The sequence below is a fragment of the Lysinibacillus alkalisoli genome (assembly GCF_014643595.1).
Taxonomy (GTDB): domain Bacteria; phylum Bacillota; class Bacilli; order Bacillales_A; family Planococcaceae; genus Metalysinibacillus; species Metalysinibacillus alkalisoli.
This window is the reverse complement of record NZ_BMJT01000004.1, coordinates 237961-255592: the sequence shown is the minus strand read 5'-3', so window position 1 is coordinate 255592 and position 17632 is coordinate 237961. Positions and strand designations below refer to the sequence as shown.

The window sequence follows — 17632 nt, the reverse complement described above, 5'->3', positions numbered from 1 at the left end:
ACCTAGAAAGCTTGCGAAGGTTTGCTGCTGTTGCATAAGTATAAATTCCATTACTTATCTGTCTCCTTCTTCCAATTATTAATTTCTTCTTGACGCTCCGCATTGATTTTATTTATTTTTTCTTGAAATAATGCATTAAAACTTGTGTCGTTCTCTTGCGTGGGTTTGTCTTTTTTGAAGCGTGAAAAAACTTCAGCAAACTTTACTGGTGCAGCTGCTAAAATTTGTTTATCTTCATACATTTTTTGAAGAGCTTCAATTTCAACGGAATCTGTTATTTCTTTTAACAATTGAATATTTTCACCTACACCAACAAGATATAAACGATTACCCATTTGTAAAAGCTGTACAGATTTTTGTGCGCCTAATGTAATACCACCTAGATTTTGAATCATTTGATTATGTTGATATTTCGAATTTCGACTATTAATAAACTTCATCACAAAATAAAGGAGCGCAATTACTACTGCAAAAGCGACAATAGCTTTTAAAAAGTCCACTGTTGTACTAGATGTTTTCGCCACTTTTTGTGATTCTTTTTCCTTGTTGTCTTTTTCTTCTTTATCAGCACATTTATCTGGATTCTTCATACATTCCTGTACAGTACTAGGGCCGTCCTCTGCTAATACCTCTGTGGGAAAAACAGATATAAGCAGTACAGTTAACAAAGTTACAACTTTAACGATGTAAGACATACGCATCGCTTAACTCAACGCTTTTTGAATAGCCTCGATAACGCGATCTGCTTGGAAAGGCTTAACGATAAAGTCTTTCGCACCTGCTTGAATCGCATCAATAACCATTGCTTGTTGCCCCATTGCTGAACACATGATAACAATAGCATTAGGGTCTGTACCCTTAATTTCTTTTAATGCTGCAATACCATCCATTTCAGGCATTGTGATATCCATCGTTACTAAGTCAGGCTTTAATTCATTATACTTTTCTACCGCTTGTTGACCATCTGCTGCTTCTCCAACTACTTCAAAACCATTCTTAGATAAAATATCCTTAATCATCATACGCATGAAAGCTGCGTCATCTACAATTAAAATCCTTTTTGACATACCTATTCTCCTCCAATATCAATTATCTTAAGTGATTGATTCGCTCTGCTTGACTAAGAACATCTGTAATGCGAACACCAAAATTCTCATCAATAACAACAACTTCACCCGTAGCAATTAGACGATTATTGACTAATATATCTACAGGCTCACCTGCTAATTTATCTAACTCGATAATTGACCCGCCAGATAGTTCTAAAATCTCTTTTACAGAACGCTTCGTACGTCCTAACTCTACCGTAACTTGGAGGGGGATATCAAGTAGCATATTTAAGTTTCTATTCTCATTTTGTCCTAATGATGCTGATTCAAAAGCGGCAAATTGCGCAGGCTGTACATTTACTGGCGGCGCTTGTGGCGCGGGTTGTTGATATACAGGCTGTTGATATTGCGGCTGTTGCGGTTGGACAGGTTGTTGATACTCTTGTTGTGGTGCCTGTGGCATGGGTTGCTCTTGAACTGGTGCGGGTGTTGGCGCAGCTTGTTGTTCAATTACTGGTGCCGGCTCTGCTACTTTAGTCTCTTCTTCAACTTCTCCATTTAATAGAGAATTCACTAGACTTTTACTAAAATGCAATGGTAATAATTGCATAATATTAGAATCAATTAATGTACCAATACGTAAACGGAATGACACTTTAACAAGTAAGTCATCCTCTGGAATATTATCTTCGCCTTCTTTTTTTGTAATATTCATTAAATCGATTGAAGGTGGAGAAATATCTACCTTTTTGTTAAAGATCGCTGACATAGATGTCGCTGCAGAACCCATCATTTGATTCATTGCTTCTTGTACAGCACTTAATTGTATTTCACCCAATTCTTCATTAGGATTTAAGCCATCTCCGCCTAACATTAAATCTGCAATAATTGCAGCATCTGATTGTTTAATGACTAAAAGATTCATACCTAGTAAACCAATAGTATATTCTACTTGTACGGCTACATAAGGGTGCGGGAACTCCTCTTCTAACTTATTACGATTAATCATTGAAATACTTGGTGTCGTAATATCTACCTTTTGCCCTAATAATGAAGACAGTGCAGTTGCAGAACTACCAAATGAAATATTGCCAATCTCACCAAGCGCATCCTGCTCTATAGAATCTAAATAATCCTCAATTTTCATCTCGCCTGTTTCTTCACCATTCTCTTCTGTTGATGGTGGTGTATCATCTTCTAAAGATTCACCGCGAAGTAGCGCTTCAATTTCCTCTTGGGATAACATTTCATCACTCATCTTCGTCTCCTCCTTTCACTGGCTCTATAATTTGAACAGCTAATTTTTTGCCTACCTTACCTGGTTGTACAGTAAATTTCGGTAGAGAGCCTACTTTCAATAATAACGGGTTATCTGCTGGTTGATCTAGTTGTACAACATCACCCTGTTGCATGAATAGAAAATCTTCAATTGTAATCGTTGATGTACCTAACTCAACACTTACTGGTAATTGAGCACGTTTCACATTTGTTTCTAGTGCTTTTGTTTGTTCAGGAGACATTTCCTTTGTATTGGATTGCATCCAATAACGAACAGATAGATTAGGAACGATAGGTTCTAATACTACGTGTGGTATACAAATATTAATCATACCGCTTGTTTCACCAATAACTGTATTTAACGAAATCACAACTACAGTTTCATTTGGTGAAATCATTTGTAAAAACTGTGGATTTACTTCAAGTTCTACTAACATTGGGTCAATCTCTGCAATACTTTCCCATGCTTCTCGTAAGTTATCAAAAGAACGTTCAAATAGATTCGTCATAATTTTAGTTTCAATTTCTGTTAAATTATCAACATTACTATGACTCTCTCCCGTTCCTCCCATCATACGATCTAACATTGAATAGGCAATGTTCGGGTTAATTTCCATTAAAATATTACCGTCTAGAGGCGGCACTTCAAACACATTAATTAGTGTCATATTCGGAATCGAACGCACGAACTCCTCGAATGGGATTTGGTCAACTGATGCGACCGTGATTTGTACATATGTACGTAATTGAGCTGAGAAAAACGTTGTAATTAATCGCGCGAAATTTTCATGCACTCGTGTTAAACTGCGAATTTGATCTTTTGAAAATCGAAGCGCACGTTTAAAATCATACACTTTTACACGTTTCTCTTCATCTTCCTTCTTAATATCATCAGCTGTCATTTCACCAGTCGATATTGCGGAGAGCAACGCATCAATTTCGGATTGGGATAATACATCTCCCGCCATTTGCCCACCTCCATTATAAAGTCAATTTAATTAAGTATATTAGCTAATGATACATGATGTAATCGAAACCTCTGTGATCTCGCCATCACGCATTAACTCATTCAATTGCGTTTTTATAGCTGATTCAAACTTTAACTTCCCATCTTTCCCTTCCAAATTTTTAGAAGAGAGCTCTGATAATTCTTTGATAACAATATTTTTTGTTTGGAAGTCACGTTTGCCTAACTCTTCTGCTGCATCTTTGCTTGTCGTTTGAATTTTTAGCGTTAGACGAACAAATTTTTTGTCAGATAAATTAGTTGTAATCTCTTCAACATCAACAGATGCTTCTAATACGTCATCAATGGTTGGTTCTAAAGATTTTGCTGGTTTATCCATTTGCATTTTTAGTACAATGGCAACCACACCAATGAGCACAATTACAACAAGTGCAATGGCTACAATGGTTAATGTTTTATTATTCTTCATCATCTTCACCTCGTAGATGCGGATTTGATAAAATTTGTATATTTAAGTAAAAGGCCTTAACCTTTTCTCGCACCTCTTCTTCTGATTCTTTTACAATTGTCTTTGTACCTGTCGTAAGTGTAATTGTTGTGTCTGGAAAAGACTCAACTGTTTCTATGTATAAAGCATTTAATGTAAACTTTTTACCATTTAGTCTTGTTACTTCAATCATAATTGATAGCCGGGCTGACGAGTGCCGGCCCGACCCTCCTCATTACATGTTTTACCGTTCTAAATTATACGCTTTTATCGCTTCAAGTTCACTAACTCTTGTAAAATTTCATCAGAAGTTGTAATGATACGCGTATTTGCTTGGAAACCACGTTGTGCAACAATCATTTCTGTAAACTCTTCTGATAAATCTACGTTAGACATCTCTAAATAACCCGATTCTACCGTACCAATACCTGCTACTGAACCCGCCTGCATTAATACATTACCTGAACTTTGTGATGGAATATAGTAGTTACCACCCACTTTTTCCATACCACCTGGGTTGGAGAATTTACCTAAAATAGCTTGCCCAGCATATTGTAATTCACCCGCTGCATCTACGTATGAAATTGTACCATCTTGGCTAATGCCCATTTTTTGAGCATCTTTTGGAATACGGATTGGCCCTACTTCAATATCTTCAGCTGATAAATCTGTTGTTGTACCTGAAATGCCATTAGCTTCTTTATCTGTATTAAAATTAGTTGTACCTTTTTCAGGTTCTGCTGCTCCGTCAAAATCTGTATAATACGTATAAATATTTTCATTGGCATGTCCATATAAATATTTACCATCTGCATTCACTAAATAACCGTCCGGGTCCATATAGAAGTTACCAGCGCGTGTGTAAACTAAACCGTCAATCGCACTGTCTCCACCACCATCTTGAATATTACCAAACTCATCTCGCCCTGTACCTGTTGAGTCGCCAACAATGAAGAATCCATCTCCTGAGATTGCCATATCTAATGTGTAACCCGTTGATTGCATAGAGCCTTGACCATGCATAACGTCGATCGCAGACATTTGTGCACCTAAACCAACTTGTTTAGGATTAACACCACCACGTGTAGCACTTGGTGAAGAAGCACCTGATTGAGTTTGTGAAATCAAATCTTTGAAAATAACACGGCTCTTTTTAAACCCGTGTGTATTAACATTGGCAATATTATTACCAATAACATCTAACTTCGTTTGGAAATTGCGTAAACCTGAAATACCTGAATACATGGAACGTAACATAATTGTAGTTCTCCCTTCAATTTTGTCGCACCGCTTCTATCATTCCACAGCGCAAGGCTTCCTTTAAACGAAAGGTCCAGCCCTATAGCACAATTGTGCCATCAATATTCGTAAAGATTTGCTCTTTTGCTTCCGTGCGATCCATCGCCGTAATTACTGTGTTATTTTTTGCACTAATAATTAACGCTGCTTGTTCCATCAATACAAGTGGGTGTTTGACACCCTTCAAACTTGCTTCCTGTACTTTGTTCGATACATGACTCCACTCTTGATCTGAAATATGGATTTGACGATCTTGCAATCGTTCAGTAGCATGTTTACTCACCCTCAATTGTTTAGCAGCTACTTCAAGATGCTGTAAAAAAGATTGAGGAGTCGCTTTATTGTTTAATGGTCGGTTTTGAATCGTTGGCTGAAAAGGCACATTTCCTATGCCATATGTTTTCACCTGATTCACCTACCTTATGCACTAATACCAATAAATTGGCTGTCTGTGATTTTTTCGTTATTATCTAAAATATAAGTTATTTTCCCGTCTTTATTAGATACTGATGTTACTTTAGCTTGTGCTTCTTTTTCTTCATCATTTTCATCTGTATATTTGTATGTCACTGTTTTACCAATTAAAGCGCTAGCGCGTACAATTGCTGATTCATTCGCTGTATTATTATTTAATACACCTGAGATATTACCAACAGCAATTTCTTTGCCGTCTGCCAATTTAAATACAGGCTCGCCATCTTTAAATTGTACAGATTGGATAACACCTTTACCTTCATTCACGATAAAGTTACCTTCATCATCTTTTTCTGTACTAATTTCGTGCCACTGTACTTCTTTACCAATGAAGTTTGTATACTCCATCATTTGTGATTGTTGCTGTGACATTAGCAATGCTTCCATTGCTTTAGTCATATTTTGCATTTGTTCTAAAGAAGAAAACTGAGCCATTTGTGCAATAAACTCACGATCGTCCATCGGATTTGTAGGGTCTTGATTTTGTAATTGTGTAATGAGTAATTTCAAGAAATCATCTTTACCTAACATATTATTACCCGTTTGGCGCACTTCTTCTTTACGATTTTCTAAGTAATAGTTATCGCCAATGACGCCGCCATCTGCTGGTGGCTTACTTCTAAAGTTACTGCCTTGAATCGTTGCCATAGACATTATTACTGCACCTCCTCATTCAAAATATCTTCAAAACTCTGTTCAGGTTCCGCATGCTGTTCTTGTTGCTCTTCTTCTTGTTGTCGCTTAAAGAACTGATTAAAGAAACCTTGTTGCTCACGCTGTTGTCGGTCTGAATCTTGCATCGTTTGGCCTACATCAATACGTTCAACTTGTAATCCTTGTTGTACAAATGCTTGTTTCAATTGATGTAATTGATTGTCCAATAATTCACGGCCTGAAGCTGTCGAGGCTAAAATACGAGCACTTAATACACCTTCATGTTGAGATAGTTCAATACGTAAACTGCCTAAATTCTCAGGATATAACTTGATTAACAAACGTGTTACGCCTTGATTATTCGACATTTGAGCTTTAGCTACAATAGCTTGCATCTCTTTAATTAATGCTTCAGATTGTGCGGATTGATTTTGTGGCAACGTTATTTGAAATGTATTTGGCCTCGTTTGCACAGTATGAGAAGTAATAGGTGCTACATCTGTCGTTGTTTGTTCCTTAGATGACATAAACGTCATAAACGGAACTTTAACTTTAGGTGTTTCTTCTGTACTTTCCATGTTTTTTAGCAATGCTTGCATCATCTGATTAACAGGCTGCGTTTTAGTCTCTTGCATAGATGTTAAATCTACTTCTTTACTTACTAAATTAATCGTTTGTAAAAGTGCTGTTACTTGCTCTGCCTGTTTTGGCGTTAGTTTAGCATCACCTTTATTTCCTGCTGTTAATAAAGATTGTAGCTGTGGTTCGTTACTGATTAACATTGTTAGTAAATCCCAAGCATCCTTTGCTTCCACTTCTTCACCTAATACGTGTTCAACAATTTCTTGCAGTTCAGTTTCACTTATGCCCAGTGCTTGTAGTAATGGGTTTAACTCTTCTAACGCTTGATTTAGATCCATAACTTGACCATCTTCTAAAACAATTAAAGCATCGTCTAAAGTAATACCTAGTAAATCAAAAAGCTCTTGTACATCTTCACTTTTCAACACAGCTTGGATGAATTCTGTACTTTCCATATTAGTTTCACTAACTGACTCTTTGACTGTTGGTTGAGTCAGCGCTTGCTGAAATACTTTACCAAACTGATCCGATTGTTTAGCGTCAATTGGCTCAGGTGCTTTCGTACTTGCTTTTGCCTGTACCATTTGCATAAACTGTACATTCATCGTCATTCACCTCCTTTTACTCTTTGGCTAATAACTCTGTATATTTCGCAGCTTGTTCTGGCGTCATCTTTTCAAAAATTTTAGCAACGGTATCTGGTTTTAAATTAGACAAAATTCGCAGTGCTTCCACATCACTCATTTTAGCAATTACAGGAGCTGCTGCTTTAGGCGCCATTTTTTCATATGTTGAAATAATTTCACTGAACTCTCGCTTAGTATCATCTTGCTCACGTTGCACTTTTTCCATCTCAAATACTAATTTTTCTTGTTCAGTCACTACTTTTTCTTTCTCTTGGTTTGCTGTATCTAACTCTGTTTGTAATTGCGCAATTTGTGCTTCCTTTTCCGCAATCACACCTTGTAGCTCTAACACCTTTTGATCATTATTCTTTACTTGCTCTGCTGCCTTCTCTTTATCTTTATCCGTTGAAGAGATAAACGGAATGTTCAATTGGTCTAATTTAAAAATATTTCCTCCTGAAAGCTGCATGATGACAAGTAATGCTGCTGCGATAAATGCGATTGGTACAATGCCAAATAAAAAGAACTTCTTAAAAAACCCGCCACGCTTCTTTTCTTTTTCTTGAGGTAGTTTTGCTTCTTTTGCCATAAAAAACTCACCTTATTTCTTTCTTGTTATACGTTTGTAGAGAAATCTCATCTAGAAAGTTCATTTCGATGCGATTCTGTTCTTCTTGAAAAATGTTATAATCACGTTCTTGCATTTTTTCGAATTTACGTACTTCTAAGTTTTTCTCTAATAACTTCTCTTCATACCACTGCATTTTGGCACGGGCCTGAATTACTTTTTGTTGCACATCACTAATCGTTTTTTCTAAACTATCAATAAAACGAGCATAATGATGGACTTCATCTATAGAAGAACCTACCGCAAGGCGCTCTTGCTGATAATCAATCAATTCTTCTTTCTTTTTCAATAAATCATATAGCTTTGTTGCCGCAGCTTCAAAGGCTTTAGTCGCTTCTTTATAAGCCATTTCAGTCTCGTTTTTTTCCTGCTCACGAATATTTAATATTTGCGAAAAACGATATTGATACCTCACTATCTCACCCCACCATTTGATAATGCTACTAATTCTGACACGCTATCTTCTAGTGATACTTTATCCATGAAACCTTGTTTCAAATAAGAAGTTATAAGTGGCTCATATTGAATAGCTTCATCAATTTCTTGTGATGTCCCTCGCTTATAAGCACCAATGTTAATTAAATCCTCTGACTTATTGTATGTATAATACAGATTACGCAAACGCTCTGCTGCACTTCGATGTTCTGGTGTTGCAATATGGTTCATTAAACGACTCACACTTTTCAACACATTGATTGCAGGATATTGTCCTTTATTCGCTAATGTACGATCTAATACAATGTGACCATCTAAAATCCCTCGTACAGTATCTGCAATAGGCTCATTCATATCATCACCATCAACTAATACGGTATAAAAAGCCGTTATCGTCCCATGTAGATTCGTACCCGTGCGCTCTAATAGTTTAGGTAAAATTGCAAACACAGATGGTGTATACCCTCGTGTTGCTGGTGGCTCTCCAATCGCTAATCCTACTTCTCGTTGAGCCATGGCTACTCGCGTTACAGAATCCATCATTAACATGACACTAAGCCCTTTATCTCTAAAGTACTCTGCAATCGCTGTTGCTGTAAAAGCACCTTTAATACGCATCAAAGCCGGCTGGTCTGATGTGGCAGCCACAACAATTGAGCGACTTAGCCCTTCTGGACCTAAATCTCTCTCAATAAACTCTCGTACCTCACGCCCACGTTCGCCAATTAAGGCAATGACATTTAAATCTGCTTTTGTATTTCTGGCAATCATACCGAGTAATGTACTTTTACCAACACCCGAACCTGCAAAGATACCGATACGTTGACCACTTCCTACTGTCAACATCCCGTCAATTGCCTTCACACCTACTTCTAAACGTTCATTAATAGGTGGTCGTGTTAATGGATTAGGTGGATCTTGTTCAGTTGCCACAGTTGGTAAGCCATTGGGCAGGACTGTACCATCAATCGGGTTGCCCATGGAATCAAGCACTTTACCGATTAATTCATTTCCTACTTTAATTTCGAGTGGTGCATGCGTTCCCTCTACTAAACATCCTATCGAGATTTCTCTCAATGAAGTATACGGCATTAAGACAACAATCTCATCTTTAAACCCAACCACTTCAGCTAATATAATTTGATGCCCATCACGTATAGTTGGGACATGTATTTTGCACACGTCTCCAATCGAGCTTTCAGGCCCTTGCGACTCAATCATCAGCCCAATAACACGTGTAACACGCCCAAATTTTTTAAAGGTTGGAATTATAGGAATTTGATTCATTAAATCTGCTGCTTTCATGCCATCATTCCTTGTTATTTAATAGTTCGAACAGTTTATGTCTTAGTTCATTCAGTTGTTCATCAATGGAGACAACAATACGTCCATGATTTGTTTCAATATAGCATTCTGTCTCTTCTAATTCTTCTAAAACAAAGATTAAGAATGGTACATCAGGTGGGAATATGCCTGAGAGTTCTTCACGATTGACTGTTAATAACTCATAATATGCTGGTGCTACATAAATTTTTATCTCTTTCATTTCACGAGCTTCTTTTAAGCCACGCTGAACAATGGATAAAAATGTTTCTGCATGGTCTGCTAATTGCTGATCGATAATACGAGAGGCTGCTTGTAGCGCTAACGATAAAATTACATTTTCTTGTTCTTCTAAGTAGCGTGTGGCATTCTGCTCTGCTAATTGAATAAGCGCATTAGCCTGTGCTAAGTCTGCTTGCATAGCAGCTGTGGCCTTTTGCATTCCCTCATCATAGCCTTGAGCAAACCCTTCATCATAAGCGGCTTGCACATGTTGAGGCCGCTCATCTTCCCACGCTTGTTTTGCTGCCTCAATCTCCATTAATGCTGCTTGTTTATAAGCTTCAAATGCTTGTTTCTCATCCTCAATTTGAACATTCGCATCATGTAACATCTTTTGACGTTCACTTTGAATATCACTTAGAGAAAGCTGTGGCACAGGTTGCTCTTGTGCCACATCTTCAAATAGTTTTTGAATTTTAATCTCTCTTGCCTCTACTTCTTCTGTATTGGCACGATAGGAACGGATGATTCTAGACAATGACATCATCGCCTCCACCACGAGCAATAATAATCTCACCTGCGTCTTCTAGACGACGAATTGTCCCTACAATACGTGTTTGAGCTTCTTCAACATCACGTAAACGCACAGGGCCCATGATTTCCATTTCTTCTCGGAATGTCTCTGCCATACGCTGTGACATATTATTGAATAGGATTTCTTTTACTTCTTCACTTGATACTTTCAGTGATAATAATAAATCTTCATTTTCACAATCACGAATCACACGTTGAATAGAACGATTATCTAGTGTAACAATATCTTCAAAGACAAACATGCGCTTTTTAATTTCTTCTGCTAATTCTGGATCTTGAATTTCAAGTGCATCCAAAATGGTTTTCTCTGTTTGTCGGTCTACGCCATTTAACACTTCTACTACTGCATCTACGCCACCTGTTTCTGTGTAATCTTGTGTAACAGTAGAAGATAATTTTCGTTCTAAAACCGATTCGATTTCACTGATAACTTCTGGTGAAGTTGAGTCCATAATCGCAATACGTTTTGCAATATCTGCTTGTACTTCTTGAGGAAGGGATGACAAAATTACACCTGCTTGCTCAGCTTCTAAGTAAGATAAAATTAATGCGATAGTTTGTGGATGCTCATTTTGAATAAAGTTAAAAATTTGAGCTGGGTCTGCACGGCGCGCAAAATCAAAGGGTCGCACTTGTAAAGAAGAAGTCAAGCGATTAATAATTGCTTGCGCTTGGTCTTCTCCCAGTGCTTTTTCGAGTACTGTTTTCGCATAGCCAATACCGCCTTGTGAAATGTAGTCTTGTGCCAAAGCAATATTATGGAACTCTTCAATAATCTCTTCTTTAACACCTGGCTCCACTTTTTTAACACTTGATATTTCCAGTGTTAAACGCTCAATTTCTTCTTCATCTAAATGTTTATAAACAGCTGCAGACACTTCAGGCCCCATTGAAATTAATAGTAAAGCCGCTTTTTGTCTACCTGTTAATTCTTTTTCTTTTTTAGACACAGGGGAACCTCCTAATTAGTCTTCTGAAATCCAGCTGCGTAGCAATTTCGCGAAGTCCTCTGGTTTTTCTTTTGCCATTTTCTCAAGTTGTTTACGTCGCAATGTTGCTTCCGTTTCTACTTCTTCATTGACATCATCAATAATCATTTCTTCTTGTTCTTCTAAAATAGCTGCTTCTTCATCTTCTTGCGCTTTTTTACGTGAACGTATGATGAAGAAAATTAATAAGCCAATTACGGCTAATAAAATGCCACCAACTACCCATGCCCACCATGGAATCGTCGGTTTCTCATTAGCTGTCATATCTGCTTTACCTAGCATTTCTTGAACAGATAGCGAAACTTTATTTTCGATATCTTCATCTGTAAATTCGCCAATGGCTTCTTTATCTAGAGATGTACGAACTACAGTTTGTAGAATATTTTCAATTTCAGCTTGTACAGCTGGATCTAATGACGTTGCATCATCTGCTTTTGGTGGTTCAATAATCGCTTGAATACCTAAATCGCGAATACGATATGGCGATTTTTGCACCTCTTTACGAATACGGTTCACATCATAGTTTACTGTATCCTCATTACGCTCATACTCGCCATCCCCAAATGCACCTTCTTGATATCCCACTAAATTATCTTCTGGGCGACCACCCTCTGGTGTACCTGTTGGCGCAACGCCTGTACCTGTATACGACTCTGCAATACGCTGTGCACTAATCTCAATACCAGCCATATTCTCTTCATCGACAGGCTCTACATAATCACCTGTTTCATTCACTTGATCAAAATCAATATCTGAAGTGACGATGACTGCAACTTTCTCAGGCCCCATTAATGTGCTCAACATCGTTTGTACTTGACGTTGTAGGTTTGCCTCAATCATACGTTTTGTCTCAATTTGTTGGGTGACTAAATCACCACCTGATGATTTAGGTGTCATCGAGAAGTCTTCTAAGTATTGGTTCGTTATGCGAATATTTTCTGGTTTTAAATTAGGCACACTCTTTTCAACAATACGATACATTGTTGCAATTTGTTCATCTGTAAATTCTTGTCCTGGTGCTGTATTTAATGTAATAGCTGCTTGTGCCTCTTTATCTTGCATACCTGGTTTAACAAATACTTCGCTTTTTGGCAACGTCAACATGACGTTAGCATCTTTTACACCTTCAAATACAGTCAATAAGTTCTTAAGTTCATTTTGTGTTGCAGCTAAATTAAGTACTTGGAATTCATTATCTGTAACACCAAACCCTGTATTACCTATAGACGAATAACTAATCGTACCTGTTTTAGGATATCCCTCAGAGGCTAATTGAACGAGTAGTTGGTCTGATAGTTCCTCAGGTACTAGTATAGAAGTACCTCCTGGTCCAATTTCATATTGAACAGCCTGTGCATCTAGCGCTTCTTTTATCGCGCCTATCTCAGCAGTTGACAAGTCTTGATAAAGTGGCACAAAGTTTGTACGTGTGGCATAAAATGTGATAATAGCTGCTAAAGCAATTACACCAATGATTGAACCAATCATGACACCCTTTTGTGTTTTACTGCGACTTTGCCAAAATGCCTTTGAATCATCTTTTATTTTGTTTAGTCGTTCATTCATTACGAATCCTCCGGTTATAGTGAATGCTCCTACATTGAATACCTCGCGATAACCGTGTGATTATACACTCATACGCATTATTTCTTGGTAAGCATCAATCACCTTATTACGAACTTCCATCGTTGCACTCAAAGTAACGCCTGCTTTTTGCGAAGCAATCATCACTTGATGCAATTCTACATTTTCGCCATTTATTAACTTTTGTGTTAAGTTATCGGATTGAATTTGTTGATTGTTCACCTCAGCAATTGCTTGCTTTAACTCTGTTGCAAAACTTTCTTGTGCTTTGTACGGTGTAGTATTATGTAAATTTGGCTTAATAGGTTGCTCAATGGCATTAGGTGCAAAATTGTTAGTTATTGCATTGATTGGCATTATGTATTCACCCCTTTATTATTTTCCAATTTCTAGTGCTTTCGTCAACATACTTTTATTAGCATTGAATACTGTAACATTTGCTTCATAAGAACGTGTTGCTGATATTAAATCTACCATTTCACGCAGTGGATCTATATTTGGCATTTCTATGTAACCTTCTTCATTTGCATCAGGATGCCCTGGATTATAAACAAGTTTAAATGGTGTCTCTTGGTCTTCTTTAATGCGTGAGACAGTTACACCATTGCCAACTGCACCTTTATCGCTTCTTCCCATTGCCACTTGTAAAAAGTTAGAAAACTTACCTTCTGCAGCAGATAACGTAACGGTTTTACGACGATAAGGTTCCCACTCACCATCTACTTGTTTGGCTCTCGTAGTATCAACATTTGTCATATTAGATGAAATGACATCCATGCGCAAGCGCTGTGCTGTTAATGCGGAAGCTGTCGTATTCATACTATGAAATATACTCATTTATTATTTGCCTCCTTTGATGACATTATTAAGTGAACTGAACTTACCATTAATACGTTCTACTAATGCGTTGTTGTAAATGATATTCTCTGCCATTTTAGCTTGTTCAGCGTCCATATCAACGCCATTACCTGATACACGATAACGTAAATTATTATAACCAAAAACACCAGGCGTTTTTTGATTGATTGCAAAATCATAATGTTTAGTATGCGTACGGTTGGCATGGAGAGAACCTGTAGTCTGTTCTTCTAACATTTTTTTAAAACTAACATCTTTTGCCTTATAGTGCGGAGTGTCTACATTCGCAATATTTTGAGCAATTGTTTTTTGTTTTACTGTAGAATAATTCAAACCATTCTCTAATGAGCGAATAGTACCACCGAATAAATTCATTATTTTCACCTCGTTTGTATGTATGCAGTGTTGTCACAATTGTATATTAGATAACTTAATTGTAATTAAGATATGCCCTAGTGTCTATTGGTCATTTTAATCAGTACCTAGGCGATACTAACTATTTTTAGGCTTTTTTTCTCATATACAAATGGTTTAGAAAGTGTTTCGTTCTAACGGTTTTTTTATAACTTTAGCGTCATTACAGCTTTTGTCAACATTTATGATTTATATGATTTTTTACTCATAGCAACAAATTCGATAATAATAAGTCTAAAGACTTATTTTTATAAATAATTAATCTTTTATTCATAAATCCGCCATAATTCTCACTTTTCACAAGAAAAGACTGTACTAAGCACGAAACTTAGCACAGCCCCCTATTATACACGTACTTATTTCATTTTAACTTCTGCAAGCGCAGCTAGGAACTTATCGTTTAACACTTTGATATATGTCCCCTTCATCCCTAAAGAACGGGATTCAATAACTCCTGCACTCTCTAGTTTACGCAGTGCGTTTACAATAACAGAGCGCGTAATCCCAACACGGTCTGCGATTTTAGAAGCAACAAGTAAACCTTCTGTACCGTCTAGCTCTTCAAAAATATGATCAATCGCTTCTAACTCACTAAATGATAATGAATTAATCGCCATTTGTACGACCGCTTTACTGCGCGCTTCTTCTTCGATTTCTTCTGCTTTTTCGCGCAAAATCTCCATACCAACAACCGTTGCTCCGTACTCTGCTAAAATTAAATCCTCATCCACAAACTCCGCTGATAAACGAGCTAAAATTAATGTACCTAAACGTTCACCACCACCAATAATCGGCACGATTGTTGTTAAACCTTTTTCAAATAATTGACGATTCTCTACAGGGAAAGCAGTGTGTACATTGTAAACATCTAGGTTTGGTGATGTTTCTGAAATATGGAATAAGTTATTTGTATATTCTTCTGGAAATTGACGCTCTTCAAACATCTTTTTCATACGTTCGTTTTCGATTTGCTGATGAATTGAGATTCCTAATAACTTACCTTTACGACTCACGATAAATACATTGCTATCAATTGTGTCACCTAAAATATCAGCCATTTCTTTAAAATTAACAGGTTTACCTGCTGAAGCTTGTAACATTGAGTTGATTGTACGTGTTTTCGCTAATAAGTCCATGATAAATTTTCCTCCTAAATTGAATATCAGCTATTTTCTTAATATTTTAAAGCTTTTTATATAATAGCGATACTAATTTCTCTTATAAATTATAAAATAAATTGTGATAAATCTTTATTCTTAACAATATCGCCTAATTTACCATCTACATAGGCTGGTGTAATTTCGATATGGGCTGGTGCAATTTCTGAAGCTTCAAACGATACTTCTTCTAGTAAGCGCTCTAAAATTGTGTGAAGACGACGAGCACCAATATTGTCGGTCTCTTGATTCACTTCTATTGCGATTTCAGCAATACGTGCAATCGCATCTTCTGTGAAGTTAATCGTAACACCTTCCACTTCAAGTAGTGCCTTATACTGCAAAACTAACGATTGGTCAGGCTCTTGCAAAATACGCACAAAATCGTCCTTTGTTAACTTATTCAATTCGACTCGAATTGGCAATCTCCCTTGTAACTCCGGAATTAAATCTGACGGTTTTGACATATGAAATGCACCCGCACCAATAAATAACATATAATCTGTCTTTACTGGTCCGTATTTTGTCGTAACTGTTGACCCTTCAATAATTGGTAAAATATCGCGTTGCACACCCTCACGAGACACATCCGCAGATGAGTTTGAGCTGCGGCTTGCGATTTTATCAATTTCGTCAATAAAAATAATACCTGTCTGTTCAGCTCTTGTAATTGCTTGTTGAGATAGTTCATCTGCATCAATCAACTTATTTGCCTCTTCCTGCGTTAACACACGACGAGCGTCTTTCACTTTTAAACGACGCTTCTTCATTTTTTTAGGCATAAGGTTAGCTAACATATCTTGCATACCTTGATTTTGATCCATACCTGGTAATGCATCTAACATTGAAAGGTTTTGTTCCTCTACTTGAATGGTAACATACTCTTCTTCTAACTTACCCGCTTTTAAATCAATAGCGATTTGAGCTCGCTTAGAACGCACAGTGACTTCTTCCTCCTGATCGGCATCATCTGGTTCGGATTTTTGTTGCCCACCAAATAACATCTCAAACGGATTTTGTGTCGTTTGCTTTTTCTTTTGCGAAGGAGCAAGTAATTTGATTAAACGTTCATTAGCCAACTCCTCGGCTTGCTCTTGTACATTTGCTACGAGTTCATCTTTAATTAATCGATGTGAAATCTCAACTAAATCACGAACCATAGACTCTACATCTCGACCGACATAGCCTAATTCTGTAAATTTAGTAGCCTCTACCTTGATAAACGGTGCATTGGTTAGCTTAGCAATTCGACGGGCAATTTCTGTTTTACCAACGCCTGTTGGCCCTATCATTAATATGTTTTTTGGCACAACCTCATGTTGTAAAGCTTCAGGTAATTGCGAACGTCGATAACGGTTGCGTAGCGCGATAGCTACAGCTCGCTTAGCCTCATCTTGCCCTACGATGTGTCGACTTAACTGTTCTGTAATCTGTCTTGGCGTTAAATTTGTTGTCGTCATTATAGCGCCTCCAATATGATGTTATGATTAGTAAACACACAGATGTCAGCCGCTGTTTGCAATGCAGCCTTTGCAATCTCTGAGGCACTTAAGGCATCCCCTGCGTGTTGCTTCAAAGCTCTTCCTGCTGATAACGCATAATTACCACCTGAGCCTATGGCTAAAATACCATCATCTGGTTCTATTACTTCCCCAGTTCCAGATACTAATAACAATGTTTTTTCATCCATTACTAATAACATTGCTTCTAATTGGCGTAACATCTTATCACCACGCCACTGTTTAGCTACCTCAACAGAAGCACGTTGTAAATTACCATTGTACTCATTTAATTTAGCCTCAAACATTTCAAATAATGTAAAAGCATCTGCTACAGAACCTGCAAACCCCGCAAGTACTTTGCCATTAAACAGACGTCTTACCTTTTTTGCGGTGTGTTTCATCACTACCGCATTGCCAAGTGTTACTTGCCCATCACCAGCCATTGCACACTGCCCTTTATGATGAATCGCAAATATTGTCGTTGCATGAATTTGTCCCATTGTACTCCTC

At 37.4% G+C, this 17632-nt stretch carries 22 protein-coding genes; all 22 read right to left on the bottom strand.

Features of this window, described 5'->3' with window-relative positions; translation table 11 throughout:
* Positions 1-50: 50 nt before the first annotated feature.
* Positions 51-701: a flagellar biosynthetic protein FliO gene (locus IEW44_RS07645; protein WP_188614456.1), complete on the bottom strand. Its 651-nt coding sequence runs from the start codon at positions 699-701 to the stop codon at positions 51-53.
* Between the two features lie 3 nt (positions 702-704).
* Positions 705-1067 carry a response regulator gene (locus tag IEW44_RS07640; RefSeq protein ID WP_188614455.1) on the bottom strand — a complete coding sequence of 121 codons (363 nt, stop codon included), beginning with the start codon at positions 1065-1067 and terminating at the stop codon, positions 705-707.
* 22 nt (positions 1068-1089) lie between these two features.
* Positions 1090-2307: a flagellar motor switch phosphatase FliY gene (gene fliY / locus IEW44_RS07635; RefSeq protein ID WP_188614454.1), complete on the bottom strand. Its 1218-nt coding sequence runs from the start codon at positions 2305-2307 to the stop codon at positions 1090-1092.
* A complete protein-coding gene (gene fliM, locus IEW44_RS07630; RefSeq protein WP_188614453.1) occupies positions 2300-3295 on the bottom strand; it encodes a flagellar motor switch protein FliM in 996 nt (331 codons plus the stop codon). The genes fliY and fliM overlap by 8 nt, the downstream gene beginning before the upstream one ends.
* A 39-nt stretch (positions 3296-3334) precedes the next feature.
* On the bottom strand, positions 3335-3763 hold the full coding sequence (gene fliL / locus IEW44_RS07625) for a flagellar basal body-associated protein FliL (RefSeq protein ID WP_188614452.1): 429 nt from the start codon (positions 3761-3763) through the stop codon (positions 3335-3337).
* Entirely contained in the window at positions 3753-3974 is a 222-nt protein-coding gene (locus IEW44_RS07620) for a flagellar FlbD family protein (protein WP_188614451.1), read from the bottom strand. The genes fliL and IEW44_RS07620 overlap by 11 nt, the downstream gene beginning before the upstream one ends.
* A gap of 74 nt (positions 3975-4048) precedes the next feature.
* Positions 4049-5038, bottom strand: coding sequence for a flagellar hook-basal body complex protein (locus IEW44_RS07615; protein WP_188614450.1), 990 nt, complete (start codon positions 5036-5038; stop codon positions 4049-4051).
* 82 nt (positions 5039-5120) lie between these two features.
* The gene (locus IEW44_RS07610; protein WP_188614449.1) at positions 5121-5486 is read right to left on the bottom strand and encodes a TIGR02530 family flagellar biosynthesis protein; all 366 of its coding nucleotides are present in this window, start codon (positions 5484-5486) and stop codon (positions 5121-5123) included.
* 14 nt (positions 5487-5500) lie between these two features.
* Complete coding sequence (gene flgD / locus IEW44_RS07605; protein WP_188614560.1) at positions 5501-6202, bottom strand: flagellar hook assembly protein FlgD; 702 nt, start codon at positions 6200-6202, stop codon at positions 5501-5503.
* Positions 6203-6210: 8 nt separating this feature from the next.
* A complete protein-coding gene (locus IEW44_RS07600; protein ID WP_188614448.1) occupies positions 6211-7395 on the bottom strand; it encodes a flagellar hook-length control protein FliK in 1185 nt (394 codons plus the stop codon).
* 16 nt (positions 7396-7411) lie between these two features.
* A complete protein-coding gene (locus tag IEW44_RS07595; RefSeq protein ID WP_188614447.1) occupies positions 7412-8005 on the bottom strand; it encodes a MotE family protein in 594 nt (197 codons plus the stop codon).
* Positions 8006-8012: 7 nt separating this feature from the next.
* Positions 8013-8462: a flagellar export protein FliJ gene (gene fliJ / locus IEW44_RS07590; protein ID WP_188614559.1), complete on the bottom strand. Its 450-nt coding sequence runs from the start codon at positions 8460-8462 to the stop codon at positions 8013-8015.
* Positions 8459-9784 (bottom strand): flagellar protein export ATPase FliI, encoded by a 1326-nt coding sequence (gene fliI, locus IEW44_RS07585; RefSeq protein ID WP_188614446.1) that lies wholly within the window; start codon positions 9782-9784, stop codon positions 8459-8461. Before fliI ends, fliJ begins: the two co-directional genes overlap by 4 nt.
* Before the next feature lie 4 nt (positions 9785-9788).
* Positions 9789-10568 carry a flagellar assembly protein FliH gene (gene fliH / locus IEW44_RS07580; protein WP_308421632.1) on the bottom strand — a complete coding sequence of 260 codons (780 nt, stop codon included), beginning with the start codon at positions 10566-10568 and terminating at the stop codon, positions 9789-9791.
* A complete protein-coding gene (fliG, locus tag IEW44_RS07575; protein ID WP_188614444.1) occupies positions 10555-11568 on the bottom strand; it encodes a flagellar motor switch protein FliG in 1014 nt (337 codons plus the stop codon). The genes fliH and fliG overlap by 14 nt, the downstream gene beginning before the upstream one ends.
* Positions 11569-11583: 15 nt before the next feature.
* Positions 11584-13173 (bottom strand): flagellar basal-body MS-ring/collar protein FliF, encoded by a 1590-nt coding sequence (fliF, locus tag IEW44_RS07570; protein ID WP_188614443.1) that lies wholly within the window; start codon positions 13171-13173, stop codon positions 11584-11586.
* A 60-nt stretch (positions 13174-13233) separates the two neighbouring features.
* Positions 13234-13548: a flagellar hook-basal body complex protein FliE gene (gene fliE, locus IEW44_RS07565; protein ID WP_188614442.1), complete on the bottom strand. Its 315-nt coding sequence runs from the start codon at positions 13546-13548 to the stop codon at positions 13234-13236.
* Between the two features lie 18 nt (positions 13549-13566).
* Positions 13567-14028, bottom strand: coding sequence for a flagellar basal body rod protein FlgC (gene flgC, locus IEW44_RS07560; RefSeq protein WP_188614441.1), 462 nt, complete (start codon positions 14026-14028; stop codon positions 13567-13569).
* Between the two features lie 3 nt (positions 14029-14031).
* Positions 14032-14424: a flagellar basal body rod protein FlgB gene (flgB, locus tag IEW44_RS07555; protein ID WP_188614440.1), complete on the bottom strand. Its 393-nt coding sequence runs from the start codon at positions 14422-14424 to the stop codon at positions 14032-14034.
* A 395-nt stretch (positions 14425-14819) separates the two neighbouring features.
* Complete coding sequence (gene codY / locus IEW44_RS07550) at positions 14820-15599, bottom strand: GTP-sensing pleiotropic transcriptional regulator CodY (RefSeq protein WP_188614439.1); 780 nt, start codon at positions 15597-15599, stop codon at positions 14820-14822.
* An 89-nt stretch (positions 15600-15688) separates the two neighbouring features.
* Positions 15689-17080, bottom strand: a complete 1392-nt coding sequence (hslU, locus tag IEW44_RS07545) for an ATP-dependent protease ATPase subunit HslU (protein ID WP_188614438.1) — start codon at positions 17078-17080, stop codon at positions 15689-15691.
* On the bottom strand, positions 17080-17622 hold the full coding sequence (gene hslV, locus IEW44_RS07540; RefSeq protein ID WP_188614437.1) for an ATP-dependent protease subunit HslV: 543 nt from the start codon (positions 17620-17622) through the stop codon (positions 17080-17082). Before hslV ends, hslU begins: the two co-directional genes overlap by 1 nt.
* Between the last annotated feature and the right edge of the window lie 10 nt (positions 17623-17632).